Annotated in this window: 14 protein-coding genes; 5 read left to right on the forward strand and 9 right to left on the reverse strand. The window is 70.9% G+C overall.

The window, feature by feature from the left end:
- Window positions 1-26: 26 nt before the first annotated feature.
- From BGM09_RS31030 to BGM09_RS31050, 5 genes are all read right to left on the reverse strand, one after another.
- Entirely contained in the window at window positions 27-3,662 is a 3,636-nt protein-coding gene (locus tag BGM09_RS31030; RefSeq protein WP_188285045.1) for a LamG domain-containing protein, read from the reverse strand.
- A 268-nt stretch (window positions 3,663-3,930) separates the two neighbouring features.
- Entirely contained in the window at window positions 3,931-5,532 is a 1,602-nt protein-coding gene (locus BGM09_RS31035) for an FG-GAP repeat domain-containing protein (RefSeq protein ID WP_188285046.1), read from the reverse strand.
- Between the two features lie 140 nt (window positions 5,533-5,672).
- Window positions 5,673-6,260, reverse strand: coding sequence for a PRC-barrel domain-containing protein (locus BGM09_RS31040; protein ID WP_188285047.1), 588 nt, complete (start codon window positions 6,258-6,260; stop codon window positions 5,673-5,675).
- Between the two features lie 196 nt (window positions 6,261-6,456).
- The gene (locus tag BGM09_RS31045; RefSeq protein WP_188285048.1) at window positions 6,457-6,675 is read right to left on the reverse strand and encodes a DUF397 domain-containing protein; all 219 of its coding nucleotides are present in this window, start codon (window positions 6,673-6,675) and stop codon (window positions 6,457-6,459) included.
- A 4-nt stretch (window positions 6,676-6,679) separates the two neighbouring features.
- A complete protein-coding gene (locus tag BGM09_RS31050; protein WP_188285049.1) occupies window positions 6,680-7,567 on the reverse strand; it encodes a helix-turn-helix domain-containing protein in 888 nt (295 codons plus the stop codon).
- Between the two features lie 243 nt (window positions 7,568-7,810).
- Between BGM09_RS31050 and BGM09_RS31055 the strand changes: the two genes are divergently transcribed.
- Entirely contained in the window at window positions 7,811-8,257 is a 447-nt protein-coding gene (locus BGM09_RS31055) for an ATP-binding protein (RefSeq protein ID WP_188285050.1), read from the forward strand.
- Here BGM09_RS31055 and BGM09_RS31060 read toward each other — a convergent pair.
- A complete protein-coding gene (locus BGM09_RS31060) occupies window positions 8,220-8,615 on the reverse strand; it encodes a nuclear transport factor 2 family protein (protein ID WP_188285051.1) in 396 nt (131 codons plus the stop codon). The genes BGM09_RS31055 and BGM09_RS31060 overlap by 38 nt on opposite strands.
- Window positions 8,616-8,774: 159 nt before the next feature.
- Between BGM09_RS31060 and BGM09_RS31065 the strand changes: the two genes are divergently transcribed.
- A complete protein-coding gene (locus tag BGM09_RS31065; protein WP_188285147.1) occupies window positions 8,775-9,380 on the forward strand; it encodes a response regulator transcription factor in 606 nt (201 codons plus the stop codon).
- A gap of 4 nt (window positions 9,381-9,384) precedes the next feature.
- Here BGM09_RS31065 and BGM09_RS31070 read toward each other — a convergent pair whose 3' ends face one another.
- The gene (locus BGM09_RS31070; RefSeq protein ID WP_188285052.1) at window positions 9,385-9,945 is read right to left on the reverse strand and encodes a TetR/AcrR family transcriptional regulator; all 561 of its coding nucleotides are present in this window, start codon (window positions 9,943-9,945) and stop codon (window positions 9,385-9,387) included.
- A gap of 224 nt (window positions 9,946-10,169) precedes the next feature.
- Between BGM09_RS31070 and BGM09_RS31075 the strand changes: the two genes are divergently transcribed.
- The 3 genes from BGM09_RS31075 to BGM09_RS31085 all read left to right on the forward strand — a co-directional run bounded on the left by BGM09_RS31075 (window position 10,170) and on the right by BGM09_RS31085 (window position 12,377).
- Window positions 10,170-11,141 carry an SDR family oxidoreductase gene (locus tag BGM09_RS31075; protein WP_188285053.1) on the forward strand — a complete coding sequence of 324 codons (972 nt, stop codon included), beginning with the start codon at window positions 10,170-10,172 and terminating at the stop codon, window positions 11,139-11,141.
- 77 nt (window positions 11,142-11,218) lie between these two features.
- Window positions 11,219-11,674, forward strand: a complete 456-nt coding sequence (locus BGM09_RS31080; RefSeq protein ID WP_223187845.1) for an SRPBCC family protein — start codon at window positions 11,219-11,221, stop codon at window positions 11,672-11,674.
- 97 nt (window positions 11,675-11,771) lie between these two features.
- Window positions 11,772-12,377 carry a hypothetical protein gene (locus BGM09_RS31085; RefSeq protein ID WP_188285054.1) on the forward strand — a complete coding sequence of 202 codons (606 nt, stop codon included), beginning with the start codon at window positions 11,772-11,774 and terminating at the stop codon, window positions 12,375-12,377.
- A gap of 162 nt (window positions 12,378-12,539) precedes the next feature.
- Here BGM09_RS31085 and BGM09_RS31090 read toward each other — a convergent pair whose 3' ends face one another.
- Window positions 12,540-12,956: a VOC family protein gene (locus tag BGM09_RS31090; protein WP_188285055.1), complete on the reverse strand. Its 417-nt coding sequence runs from the start codon at window positions 12,954-12,956 to the stop codon at window positions 12,540-12,542.
- 162 nt (window positions 12,957-13,118) lie between these two features.
- The gene (locus tag BGM09_RS31095) at window positions 13,119-13,859 is read right to left on the reverse strand and encodes a dienelactone hydrolase family protein (protein WP_411158384.1); all 741 of its coding nucleotides are present in this window, start codon (window positions 13,857-13,859) and stop codon (window positions 13,119-13,121) included.
- Between the last annotated feature and the right edge of the window lie 123 nt (window positions 13,860-13,982).

The following is a 13,982-nucleotide window of genomic DNA, read 5'->3' on the forward strand; positions in this document are numbered from 1 at the left end:
CGGCCGGGGCCGCCGTCCGCCCGGGGTCAGCCGTCGATGACCGACGTGATCTGGTCGGAGTCGGTCATCGCGCCCGACCAGACGCGGATGTCCTCGATCTGGCCCGCCAGGTAGTGCCCCCAGGTCGCGCCGACGTAGGCGCGGCCACCGGTGAAGTCGCCCGCTCCCTGGACCGGGGTGTAGGGCTGGGTGTCCTGGAGGTTGTCGCCGAGGTAGAGGCTGACCGTGCCGGACTGGGCGTCCAGGACGCCGGTGACCTGGACGGCGCCGTCCGCACTGCCGCCGCCGGGGTCGTCGTTGGGCGAGACGGCGCCGGTGAAGGTGCCGTCGGCGGCGACCCGGCCGAAGAGCCACTGGCCCTGCGGGACGGTGATGACGTTGCCGTCGTCGTCCAGTGTGGTGGTGGTGCCGGTGTACTTGAACCACACGCCCCACGAGGAGCCGTCGGCCGAGCGCTGCCCGGCGATCTGTTCGGTGTAGCCGACGGGGTGGGTGACCAGGGCAGCCGCGTCGAGCTGGGTGCGGGTGGTGACCGTGAAGGAGCCGGTGTCGTCCACGACGGAGCCGGGGGTGGAGACCGAACCGGTGGTGCCGTCGAGAGCGACGGTGTCGCCGTCGAGGGTGGCGCCGCCCGAGGTGGTCAGGGTGCGGCCGTAACCGGAGGCGGTGTCGGCGAGGGTGGTGCCGGAGGCGCCCGACGGGTCCCAGGCCGCGGTGAGTTCGACCTGGGCCTTGCCGTCGGCGCCGAGCAGCCGCGCCTCGTCGGAGGCTTCCCGCGAGGTCAGCGTCCGCTGCCAGACCTTCACCTCATCGATGCTGCCCGAGAAGTTGTACTGGTACGTCCCCCACTTGTAGCGCCCGATCTGGAAAGCGCCGGTCGCCGACCACGAGCCGGTGGTGGTCGCGGTGCCCTGGAGCACGCCGTTCACGTACAGCGCGCTCTGCGAGGTCGCCGGGTCGTAGCTGCCCAGCAGGTGGGTCCACACCCCGGTCCTGGGCGGGGACTTGGCCGCCACTCCGTAGTACGCGGTGCCGGTGTTGGCGTCCTGCTGCTTCACCCCGAAGAACCAGGTGCCCAGGCCGTGGTCGTAGGCCAGGATGAACGGGCTGTACGTCGTCCCGTCCTGGGAGAGCACGATGCCGTTGGGCGTGGTGGTGTCCAGCTTCACCCACGCCGAGACGGTGTACGCCGAGCGGGTCTCCAGCACGGGCCCCGCCGTCGAGGCGTACCCCGACGTCCCGTCCAGGTGCAGGCCCTTGTCCGGGGTGCTGCCGCCGTTGCCGTCCGGCAGGTCGCCGCGACGGCCGTTGGCGTCGCGGACCGCGCCGGTGCCGGACAGCGTCGCGTTGTGCTGCTGCGCCGGCACCGTGGTCGAGGTGTCGACGGCCTGGCCGCCGCTCTCGTCGAAACTCCACTGCCCGACCGGGCCCGCACCGGCCGCGACCAGGAAGTCCTTGACCGTCTCCGCGCCCCAGCGGCCGACGACGTCCTTGGCGCGTACGTCCAGGTGGTACGTGCCGGAGACGGGCGGTGTGATCGTCGCGCTGGTGACCCCGGCCGCGAGCGCGATCCACGCGGCAGACGAGGACAGCTTGTACTCGTAGGCGGTGTTGGTGTCACCGGACGCGGGCCCGAAGGTGACCTTGCCCTCTACTCCTGGACCGCCCGCCGGAACACAGGCGTTGGGCAGGCACTCGCTGTAGGTACGCGCGAAGGCGACCGTCGGCGCCTTGGGGGCGGTGGAGTCGACCTTGAAGTAACACCAGCCGGTGGTCGAGCCGTTGGACGGTCCCGACAGGTAGCTGCTCTGGTTGTCGTAGTACGAACGGGTCCATGTGCGATAGCGGTACAGCGTGCCGTCGGTCAGGGTGGGCGCGGTGGCGACCCCGGGTGAGACGTTGTCGCCGACGAATCCGGTCGCGGGCCGCACGATGTCGCCGAACGCGCTCGACCACGTGGCGCTGGACGCCGTGTACTTGTCCATGCTGAAGACCGAACGCAGCCGCGCGCCCGACTCGCCGCCCGCCGCCGTCTGCGGCACCGACGACAGCGCGGGCGTCGGGTCGGAGATCACCGACGGGTCGGCGCTCTTGGTCGAGCACACCACGCCGCTGCCCGTGACCAGACCGATCTTCGTCGGGAGCGCGGGGTTGGCCACGTAGTTGACGGACAGCGCCGCGTTGTTCTTGAACCGCTTCCACGCGGAGGTGTCGGACTCGTCGTGCGCGCGCAGTTCGAGGGTGAGCTTGGCGAATTTGCCCGCGGCGAAGTCCGCGACCGTGGGCGTCAGATTCTCGTTCGTCTCCTCTGGGTTGTCGGCGAATTCGATCGGCGCGTCAGGGGAGTTGGGATCGCAGGCCGAACCGCGGCCGGCCGAGAAGGAGCGGTCGACCATCAGGTCGAGTTCCTTGGGGCGGGACGACCAGGTCGTGGACGACGAGAAGTTGTTCGTACGCTCCAGGTCCGTCCAGCGCGCGGCGCACTGGAACGCCCAAGGCGAGGTGACGCGGAAGGTCGCCTTCAGGACCTTCTTGCCCTTGAGGGCGCCGGGGGTGAACTGGAAGTAGAGCCGTTGCGTGTAGCCGGGACCGCAGTAGTAGCCGTTCCAGGAGCCGCAGTGGCCGTCGCCCTCGCCGTTGGTGCCGTTGCCCCAGCCGTAGCTGGTGTAGCCGTCGCTGCGCAGGAGCGTGCGCTGCGGGGCGCCCGAGGCGAGCGACACGTCGGGGTCGATGTACAGCGGATACGCGGCGGTGTCCTTGGCCGCGAGGAGGCGGGGGTCGGGGACGACGGCGACGGAGGTGCCGGTGACGTCCAGCGGGGTGGTGGCGGTGGTGGCGCCGGGGGCCGGACCGTCTTCGGGGGCGAGGGCCTCGGCGGTCTTGGCGGTCGTCTTGGCGGTCTTCGCCGTCGGGTTGTCGACCGGGTCGGACGCCGTACCGAGCGAGTCCCACATCTGGGCGGCCGAGGACGTGAACAGCTCCTGCCCGTCGGGGCCGACCGCGCTCAGACCGCCGCTCGCGGTGTCGCTGACGTCCAGGCCGGAGGCGCGCATCCCGAACTCGATCCGCTTCAGCGCCGGATTGGCCGCCGCGGTCGGCGTCTTGACCACCAGCACCTCGCGGTAGCCCTGCGTGGTCGCCGTCATGCGCAGGTCCACGCCCGGCAGTACGTCGGCGTACACGGCGCTCTCGCCGTCCAGCGTCGGAGCGGGCAGCGTACCGGGCCAACTGAACGCCAGCGTGCGGCCGTTACGCCCGATCGTCACCAACGGGGCGGTGCCGCCGCCGGAGAAGGCCAGGTCCACCACGGCCGCCTTCGGGGCCAGGCTCCCGTCGGCCTTCCTGGCCAGGGTCGCGTCCGGCTCGGCCCAGGAGCCGTCCGTCCGCGCGACGCGCACCGGGGCCGTGAACTGGTCGAGCCGCATGGTGAATCCGTCGGGATTCGCGTACGTCGTCGTGCTCTCCGTACGCGCCCCCACGACCTCCACCGGCTGCCCGGACGCCTGCGCCTGGTCCAGGTCCCGCTGCGCCTCGGTCTGCGGTGCGGGTCCGGGCGCGGGGTCCGCCGCCGCGTTCAACGGCGTGAGCCCCGCCCACGCCACCGTGGCCGCCGCCCCCACCGCGACCCCCTGCCACGCCAGCTTCCGCGCTCTGCGCCGCATACGAATATTCACAGTCCGCCCCCACCCCGTTCCACCCGAACTCCCCTATGAGCGAAGTGGATTCTGTGTCCATCTAACGAAGCGCGTCAATCCTTTCACGAAAAAATTAAGTGGAATCCCGCCTTCTGCACCTGCTGCTACCTGCTCCGATACGTACCTCGGGGTTCACGAACCCCGAGGTACGTACAGCCTTTTCCCGCCACCCTTTCCGCCCACCGGATTCCGGGACGAATTCCCCCCGCAGCCCCTTTATCCACTTTTCCGCCGGTCAGTCCGCCGCCACAACGCCCGCCCAGTCCAGCCCACCCCGCGCCCCGACCGCGGGCGCGTAGCCGCCGCCGGGCAGACCGGCGAAGAACTTCAGCACGCCGTGCTTGGTCGCCGCGTAGAGGTCCGGTATCCCGTCCCCGTTGGCGTCCCCTGCGCTGAGGACGCGCGGGTAGGCGGCGGCGGTGAAGCCGGTGCCGTACGCCGTCCAGTCCGCGGGAGCCGCGAGCGTGCCGTCCGCGTTGCCCGCGGCCAGCTTGAGCGTGCCGGAGGAGTCGTCGCGGACGAGGATGTCGGGTATGCCGTCACCCGTGATGTCGCCGGGGGTGATGACGGTGCCGTGGTCGAGGCCGGTGGCGATCACCGTGGGCGTCAGCGGGCCGTAACCGCCGTTCCAGCGCAGCAGCTCGCCGTGCTCGACCGTGAGCAGGTCGCCCATCCGGCCGGAGGGACCGCCGCTTCCGCTGTTGCCGTGCAGGATCTGCCGGGCGACGGTCCAACTGGCGCCGTCGGCACGGCTCCAGGGTGCGCTCATCGCACCGAACCGGCCGAAGTCGCCGAGCCCGTTGTTGGCGTAGGAGGACGCGTAGCCGGTGCCGCTGAACCGCAAGACGTCCTGGTAGCCGTCGAAGTTGTTGTCCCCGTTGCGCACGATGGTGCCGGGCGCCCAGTCGTCACCGCTGTCGGCGTACGTCACGGCCTTCTTCAGCGTGCCGTCGCCCTTGCCGTAGAGCACGTACAGCTTTCCGTCCGTGCCGGTGGCGAGCAGGTCGGCCGTCCCGTCGCCGTTGAGGTCGCCGACGTGGTCCTGCTCGGTGGCGGAGGCCACCGAGAACTCGTACCGCACCACTGGGGAGACGTTCCCGGCCCGGTCGACCGTCTGAACGTTGAGCCAGTTGCCGCCCCACTGAGTGGGCGTCAGCTTCACTTTCGCGGTGCCGTCCGGGCCCACCGGCACCGAAGCGTTGCCGCCGCCGACGGACATCTCCCGGTTCAGCGCGTACTCGAAGCGGACCGTGTCCTGCGAGGCCGGCCCCGACACCTTGAGCGTGAAGGTCCCGGTGGTGCGGACCGGCGGTGCCGGATGCGTCGGGGTCACCGGACCGAAGATCTTCGACGTCACGACGGGCAGGGCAGGTTGAGTATGGTCCGCGATGAAGTGGCAGTCGCCCGACCAGTCCGAGGCGGCCCCCGCCTGGTCCACGTCGCGGGCACGCCAGGTGTATGTCACGCCGTCCGTGAAGTCCGTCGACGGCAGCGTCAGCCAGCGCCGCCCGCCCCCGTATCCGGACGCCGAATAGTCGTACGGCGCCGAGCCGTCGTCCGGCTGCACGAGGAATTCGGTGTCGTAGAAGACTCCCGGATTACCGTTCGACGTCGCGTTGAAGGTGATTCCGGTGTTCCCGATGTATCCGTACGGCGCGTCCGCCCCGCACCCGTCGTCGCTCCCGCCGGCCACCGGGGCCGGGGTCGTACTCAGCCCGCTCGGCGCGGGTCCCGCCGTGTCGGCCGCCCGCGCCGGCGTCGGTGCCACCGTCAACGCCGCCGCGGCGGCGAGCAGTACGGCGGCCACCAGGCCGCCGTACCGTCGCGATCCACGCATGCTCGCGCGCATCCCTGTCATCGTCCCCCCCTGGGAACCGGCACGTGTGGGTGCCGGTAATCATCCGGTGATCGTCGGTGACGACCACGCGAAAAATCTACGCCGGGGGTCTGACAACGCCAACGGGATTCTTGGGGCGCCTAGGGCTTGTCGTCGGGGGCGGGCGGGGGCGGAGGGGTGGAGGGGGCGGGCTCGGACGTCGGGGCGGGGGGTTCGGAGGAGACGGGGGGATCCGAGGGGGCGGATTCGGCGGGGGCGGCCTTGCGGAGGCGGGGGCGGGCGGGGGCGTCGGAGAGTTCCTTGATGTCGTCCATGCCCTCGTCGTGGCCGGTGAGGGGGGCGGTGGGTCGGTCGGCCCCCACGCCCGGGGCGCCGGATGCCTGGCCCTCCGGCGGGAGGAGCCCGTAGTGGGCGTACAGCTCCTGCTCCTGGTCGAGTCCGAGGTGCTGCTCGGCGTCCTCGCGCGGCGCGGCCTTGATCGTGTCGAGGTCGTACGCCACCCGCAGCACACCGCCGCCCGTGTCGCGCCCGATCTCGTGCTCGGCGCCGGCCAAGGGGACGAACGTCTCCTCGAAGCCGTGCATCCCGGTCCTCACCGTCACCCACTGCGGCCGACGGTCCCAGTCGTCCACGTACACATGGCTGACCCGGCCGATGAATTGCCCGTGCCGGTCGTGGATCGTCAGTTCCCTCAATGCCTCGGAACTCCCGAAGACGTCACCCGTCATACGAATTCACTCCTCTACGACGTGCCTGCGGCCCAACCGGAAAAGGTGCGGCACCGTCCTCCCGCGAACCGCGTGCCCGACGAGGCCACCTTCTCCCATCCCGACCGCTACCCCGTGGCGGGCCGCCTAGCGCGTGTCGCCCCGATCACCCACACCCCACGGTGGCCCGGCGACCCGACGGGTGCACGAGGCGGGGTCACGTCGCGGGGAACTCGCCGCTGCGGGCGGCTTCCGCGAAGGCGTTCCACGCCTCGGCCGGGAAGACCAGGGCGGGGCCCTGGGGATCCTTGGAGTCACGGACGGCCATCGCGCCGTCCGGGAGGCGGGCACCCTCGACGCAGTCGCCGCCCAGGCCGTCGCTGTAGCTCGACTTGAACCAGGTAACGCCAATGAGGGAGTTGGCCTTGAAGGTCATGGTGTCAGTGCTCCTTGATCGCTTCTTTGATCATGCTCAGAGACTCGTCCGGTCCCAAGGCGAGGGCCTGGAGGTCGGAGAAGGCGTTCGCGAATCGCTTGACGTCGGCTTCATCGCGCTTGATCCATGTGTCGGCGATATGTTCCAGATGCACCAGCGGCTTCAGGTTCAACCGGTCCGGAAACTGGAAGATGGCGAATGAGCCGTTCATGCCCATGCTGGCACCCGCACGGAATGGCATGACCTGCACCTTGACGTTCGGACGAGACTCCACGACCTCGACGATGTGGGCCAGTTGATCGCGCATGACCTGTGGACGGCCCGCGCTTCGGCGAATGACTGCCTCGTCGATGACCGACGTGTGCCTCAGCGGCGGCGCATCGGTCCGGCTCAGCGCCTGCTGCCGCATGATGCGGACGGTGACCATTCTGCTGATTTCCTCAGCCGAGAATTGCCCATCGGAACGTTGGTGGATATCTCTGGCATACCCCTCGGTCTGCAACAGTCCAGGGACGAAGCCATTTTGGAACATCTGCATTGCTTCGGCGGCGGCTTCAAGGTCAAGAAACGCTTTGAAGCCGGGCTTCATAATCGCGCGGTACTCGGGCGTCAGCCACCAGTCACGCCTGGTCTTGGTGACCGCCGCATAGCTCATCAGAACGGCCCGCTTGTCCGCGTCGGCCCCGTAGATCTCGCACAGCGCCATCACGTCGGCGGTATCGACGGATGTGTTCTCTCCCGTCTCCAGTCGGGTGAGCTTAGACGGGCTCCAGATCAGCTTCTTGACGACCTGAGCGCCCTTAAGGCCCGCTGCCAGGCGAAGTTGACGCAGTTCGCTCCCCAACTGAAGGCGGCACAGCGCAGGGGTCGCCGACTCCATGTCTGCCATCATCCACTCTCTCCTCCGTGCGGTTCGGCTCCTGGGAGAACGTTCTGCCTGCGCGCGAAACGTTCTGCGCCGCAGCGGGAGATTCCGCCGCGCCGCGTGAAAGTGCTATTCGGGCGCGGGAATTCACGCCAAAGGTTGGCGCTCAGAATTCCGACTACCCGGTGTCAGCGTATCCCTTTCGCTGCCACGCTTGAAGGGAATCGCTAACACAGCGCATCAGACCCCTCCCTGAAAGTGAGCAAGGCCATGCACGAGACCCCGCCGCCCACGGCGGCCAACTCATCCGAACCCGTACGGACTTGGCCGCCCACGGCGCTAACCGTGCACCGCGCCCGGCACGCCCTCGCAGAGACCCTCGGGGAGTGGAAGATGGACGAACTCGGGGACGCGGCAGCGCTCGTGCTCTCGGAGTTGCTGACCAACGCCATGCAGCACGGGAGGGTGCCGGGGCGAAAGATCGGCACCCGCTTTCTGAGGCTGGCCGACGGCGGTCTCCGTATCGAGGTGCACGACGCGCGCAGCGAAGCTCCTTCGCCGCGCGAGGCCACCGCCTGGGACGAGCACGGGCGCGGGCTGGCGCTGGTGGAGGCGCTGACGGAGGGGTGTTGGGGGACGGCGACCCGGGAGGGGCCGGGGAAACTCGTGTGGGCCGAGCTCAGTTGGGGCGGGCGGCAGGGGAATCGGCCGGCTTGATCTCTCCGGCGAAGACGATGACCTGGTCGATGAGGCTCCGCCGCAGATGGACGACGTCGGTTCCCGTCAGACGGGGGCCTCCGTCGGGAGTGGTGAAGACCCACTCGTACCGGGCCCACTCGTCGGGCATGTCCACCGCCGAGCGGCGCTCCATCGTGCCGGCCCCCGCCGGGTGGCGCCGGATGTCCAGCACGAAGCGTTCGACCGCCTCGATCCCCTCGCTGCGTCCCAACGGCCCCCAGAAGAGGACGTCCGAGGTCAGGGCCTGGGAGAGCAGCCCGGTCACATAGGCGTCGTCCGACGCGTTGAACGCGGAGATGAACGTGTCGATCGCGGACTGCGCGGTCTCTTCATGCATGTACCAGTAGTACCAGCCCACTCGCGGCCATAGTCGCTGTGCGAGCCATGTCCCGGAGACGGTGAGCGGACCGCGCGGGCGGGGGCTGTCTAGGGTGGGGGGATGACCCACGGGGAGACAGGGCAGGACGGCGAGCAGGGCGACAGCCGGGGCGGGGCGCTGACGCGGGTGCTGCTCGCGGAGGATCAGGGGATGATGCGGGGCGCGCTCGCGTTGTTGCTGGATCTGGAGGACGACCTGGAGGTCGTCGCGCAGGTGGCGGCCGGGGACCGGATCGTGGCGGAGGCACTGGAGGCGCGGCCGGACATCGCGCTGCTGGACATCGAACTGCCGGGGTGCAGCGGGCTCGACGCGGCGGCGGAGCTGCGCAAGCGGCTGCCGTCGTGCCAGGTGCTCATCCTCACCACGTTCGGCCGGCCGGGGTATCTGCGGCGCGCCATGGAAGCGGGCGCGGCCGGATTCCTGGTCAAGGACGGGCCCGTCGAGGAACTGGCCCACGCCATCCGCCGCGTCCTGCGCGGCGAGCGCGTCATCGACCCTGCCCTGGCGGCAGCCGCGCTCAGCGCGGGGCCCAGCCCGCTCACCCCGCGTGAGCGCGATGTGCTCAACGCCGCCGCCGACGGTTCCACCGTCGCCGACATCGCGGCCCGCGTCTTCCTCTCCGAATCCACCGTGCGCAACTACCTCTCCGCGGCCATCGGCAAGACCGGCACCCGTAACCGCATCGAAGCCGTACGCCACGCGCGCCAGAACGGCTGGCTCTGACCCCTCACCTCAGCGAGGCGAGGAACGCTTCGGCCGCGTCGTCGACGCGAGCGCGGTCGCCGGTGGCGAGGAGGTCGAGGAGCAGGCCGCGAACGGTGGCGATGACGAGGGTGGCCGTACGTACCGCCAACTCGGGTGAGACATCGGGCCCTTGGGCGGCGCACAGGGCGTTCATCCAGTCGGTGACGACGTGGTCGAGGAAGTCGGAGAACTGCTCGGGCGCCTGGAGCGCACGGCCGTAAACGGCGAAGAAGAGCCGGAATTCGGCGCCTTGGCGCGGGTCGGAGGCGCGTTGCCAGACGGCGCGTACGGACGTCGCCAGATCGGGCTGGTGTCCGGCCGTCTCGTTGGTGGCCTGGAAGATGCGCTCGCGCAGGCGCCCGAGGACGGCCTGGAGCATCTGCTCCTTGGTGCCGAAGCGGTGGACGAGGGTCGTGGGCGACACCCCGAGGGCGGCGGCGACCGGCCGCCACGACACCTCGGAGAACCCGTGCTCGACCGTGTAGTCGACCACCGCGTCGAGCAGTTCCGCGCGCCGCTGGTGGTCGACGGGCCGCCCCGCCATCGCTGCCTCCGGTTGATCGTCGCGGTCCGTCGTGATCGCCGGTCCGTGGTGATCGCCGCGGTCCGTCGTGATCGTCGCGGTCCGTCGTCGTCCAGCACCCATCATGCGTCAGCCGACGTCACCGCTTGACTTTTCTTGCACGACCGTACAAAGAATGGAGGGTGACCGCAAGGCCGCCCGCCGCGGATTCGCCGGACGGGCGCGCCCCTTTCTGGAGGTTCCCCATGCGCGTTTTCGTCACAGGAGCGTCGGGCTGGGTCGGCCGCGGGCTCGTACCCGAGCTGATCACCGCCGGTCACTCGGTCGTCGGGCTCGCCCGCTCCGATGCCGCCGCCCGGACCCTGCGGGCCGCGGGCGCCGAGGCTCTGCCGGGATCGCTCGACGACCTCGGCACGCTGCGGGAGGCCGCCGCGTCGTCCGACGGCGTCGTCCACCTCGCGTTCAAGCACGACATCGCCTTCGCGGGCGACTTCGCCGGTGCCACCGACGCCGACCGCGCGGCGATCGAGACCTTCGGCGAGGCCCTGACCGGTACGGACAAGCCCTTCGTCATCGCCTCCGGCATCCTCGGCGTGCTCGGACTGCCGCCCGGCGTCGTCGCGACCGAACGCGACGGACTCGCGACGGCCGCGAGCACGGAGGACGGCACTCATAGCACCAACAGCAGCAGCAACAGCAACGGCCCGATCAGCGGCTCCGGCGGCCGGATCGGCAACGCCCACTACGTACAGGCCCTCGCCGGCCACGGCGTCCGCTCCTCCGTCGTACGCCTCCCGCCCGCCACGCACGGCACCGGCGACAACGGGTTCATGCCGGTCGCGATCGGCTTCGCGCGCGAGAAGGGCGCCGCGGCCTACGTCGGCGACGGCGCCAACCGCTGGCCGTCCGTCCACCGCGACGACGCCGCCCGGCTGTTCCGCCTCGCGCTCGAATCCGCGCCCGCCGGTTCCGTGCTGCACGCGGTCGCCGACGAGGGCGTTCCGATCCGCGAGGTCGCCGAGATCTTCGCCTCGCACCTCGGCGTCCCCGCCGTCTCCGTCACAGCCGAGCAGGCCGGGGAGTACGTCGGCTGGCTCGGCCGCTTCTGGGCCGTCGACGGCCCCGCCTCCGCACGGATCACGCGCGATCTGCTCGACTGGCGGCCGACCCGTCCCGGCCTGATCGCGGACCTGAAGGACGGCCACTACTTCGGCTGAGCCCCCTCCCCCGGGGATTCCCGCCATGTCCGATTCGTTCAAGAAAACGGCGCCGGCCGGCCGCTAGCGTCGCGGTCATGGACAGCACAGGCATGGACAGCACGGGTACGGACAGCACGGGCACGGAATCCCGGCACCTCGGCATCCGTATCGACCGTCCCGTCAAGGACGTCTACGACTACGCCTCGAACCCGGCGAATCTGCCGGAGTGGGCGCACGGGCTCGGCGGCTCGATCGAGGAGATCGACGGTGAATGGGTCGCGCGGTCAGCCCCCTTGGGGCGTGTGACCGTCGCCTTCTCGCCCGCCAACGAGTGGGGCGTGCTCGACCACGACGTCACGTTGCCCTCCGGGCAGACCGTCTACAACCCGGTCCGGGTGATCGCGGACGGCCACGGCCAGGCCAGCGAGGTCGTCTTCACCCTTCGGCGGCAGCCGGAGATGAGCGACGACGACTTCCGGCGCGACGCCGAGTCCGTCACCGTCGACCTGGCCCGGCTCAAGAGCCTGCTCGAAGCGGCCGGTCGGCCGTAGGCGTCCGCGCGGGTGTCAGTGCCGTGCGATAGACAACTCCGCACAGACTCCCGCGGTAGCGGTAGCGGTAGCGGGAACGAGCGACGAGGGGGCGACCATGGCGGTCGAGGGCGCGGCAACGGCAGGAACGGGCGGGCAGGTGGGCGCGGAGGCGGACACGGCGGCGGACACGGAGGCCGGGCTGACCGGGCTGGCCGGGCGTACCAAGGTGGTCGGCGGGATCGAATCGCTGGTCCTCGACGGCCGCCGCCTCTGGTTCGGCTTCGACTTCTCCTCCGACCAGGTGCTCTCCCCGCTGATCGACGACGCGGGAGCCATGGCACGGTTCGCCGCGCGGCACATGCGGCAGCGCACCGGGGCGCACGACGAGGCGTACTGGGCGGAGCTCGTCGCATCCGCCGTCGACAGCTCGGACCTGGTGTGGCGCGACGACCAGCGCGCCTTCACCACGAGCGCGCTGGAGGCCGGGGACGAGGGCCCGGCGACCGAGCACCTGCTGTATCTGCTCGACGCGGCCACCGAGTGGGACGGCCGGGTGCCCGCGGACCTCACGGCAGTCGGCCTCACCCCGGCCGGCCTCCCCGCCGAGGCGGAAGAGACCGGACAGGCACTGCGCGCCCACCACGCCGTGGGCAACTGGTCCCTGCTCTTCGACCCGTACATCCGCGGCATACGGCACACGGCGGCCGGGCGCGGGCGGTAGCCGGTCAGAGGCTCTCCCGGCCAGGAACTCCTGACGAAAGGGGCGGCGGGAATCGGCAGGGGCGCCGGCCATGAGTGAGAGCGGCACCGTCGCCCGGCAGGCCCCGGGCCGGCAGGCCGCTGCGCGGTGCCGCCAGGCGGTGTCGGGGCCGGTCGGCGCGGGTCAGGAGGCGGGGGCGAAGAGTTCCAGGGCGATGTTGTCCGGGTCGCGGAATTCCAGGATCCAGCCCGCGCCGATGTCCTTGATCCCGGCGTTCGGGATGCCGCGGTCGTCCAGGACGCGCAGCGCGGCCTCCAGGTCGTCCCGGCCGCTCACCGCGAAGCTGACGTGGTCCAGGCCCACCCGGTCCTCGCTGAAGCGGTCCGAGGCGACCGGGCGCAGGCCGAGCAGGGAGTCACCGAGCTGGTAGATGACGCCGCCGTAGAGGAACGACAGCTCCTCGCGCGTCCTGTCGTCCGCGTCCGCGGGCAGTTCGAAGGCGACGGGCAGTCCGAAGAGGTCCTCGTAGAAGGCGCGGGAGCGGTCGATGTCGGTGACCGTGAGGCGGACGTGGGCGAAGGCGCGCGGAGTGATCTGCATCCACCCATCATGTGGCCCGGGTGACGGGATGCCCGGGAACCACTCCGGAAGGCGCGAGCAGCCACCTCGCCTGCCCGAAGGACGCCGTCACGCGCTGCGCCTGGGAAGACGCCGTCATGGTCGAGTACGCCGCGACGAGCCGCTGCGCGGTCGCCGACCGGATCACTCCGTTACGGGCAGGCACTCGGTGAGCAGGCCGACGACGTCGCGCCAGGCGCGCCGCGCGTGCTGTGGGTGGTGGCCGACGCCGGGGACGGTGGGGTGGTCGACCGTCGGGTGGTGGAAGGCGTGCAAGGCGCCGCCGTAGACCACGAGGCGCCAGTCGACACCCGCGGCCTGCATCTCGGCGGTGAACGCGTCCCGTTGCGCGGGCGGCATGATCGGGTCTTCCGACCCGACCCCGGCCCACACCGGGCAGCGGATGCGCGCTGCCTCGCCCGGCCGGCCTGTGGTCGTCGCGTTGACGGTGCCGATCGCGCGCAGGTTGGCGCCGTCGCGCCCGAGTTCCAGCGCGATGGCCCCGCCGGTGCCGTAGCCGACGGCGGCGATCCGGTCGGGGTCGGTGCGCGGTTCGGCGCGCAGCACGTCGAGCGCCGCGTGGCCGATGCCCCGCATCCGCTCGGGGTCGGCGAGCAGCGGCAGGCAACGGGCCAGCATCTCCTCGGGGTCACCCACATAGCGACCGCCGTGGAGGTCGAAGGCCAGCGCTACGTATCCCAGCTCGGCGAGAGCGTCGGCCCGGCGGCGCTCGACGTCGCTGAGCCCCATGCCCTCGGGTCCGATCAGCACCGCGGGCCGGCGATCGGCACCGGCCGGGAGCGCGAGGTGCCCGATCATCGTCAACCCGTCGGCCGGATACTCGAGCGTGCGCGTCGTCGTCGTCATCGTCGTCGTCGTCGTCATAAGACTGGACCGTAGTGATCGTCGGGCCTGGCCGGGCCGGTGTTCTCCGCCGGCGGAACAGCGCGGGGGCCTCTGAAACGCGCCGACACGAAGACGGCCCCGACGGCCCCAGCGGCCCCGGCG

The sequence above is a fragment of the Streptomyces sp. CBMA29 genome (assembly GCF_014596445.1).
Lineage (GTDB): Bacteria > Actinomycetota > Actinomycetes > Streptomycetales > Streptomycetaceae > Actinacidiphila.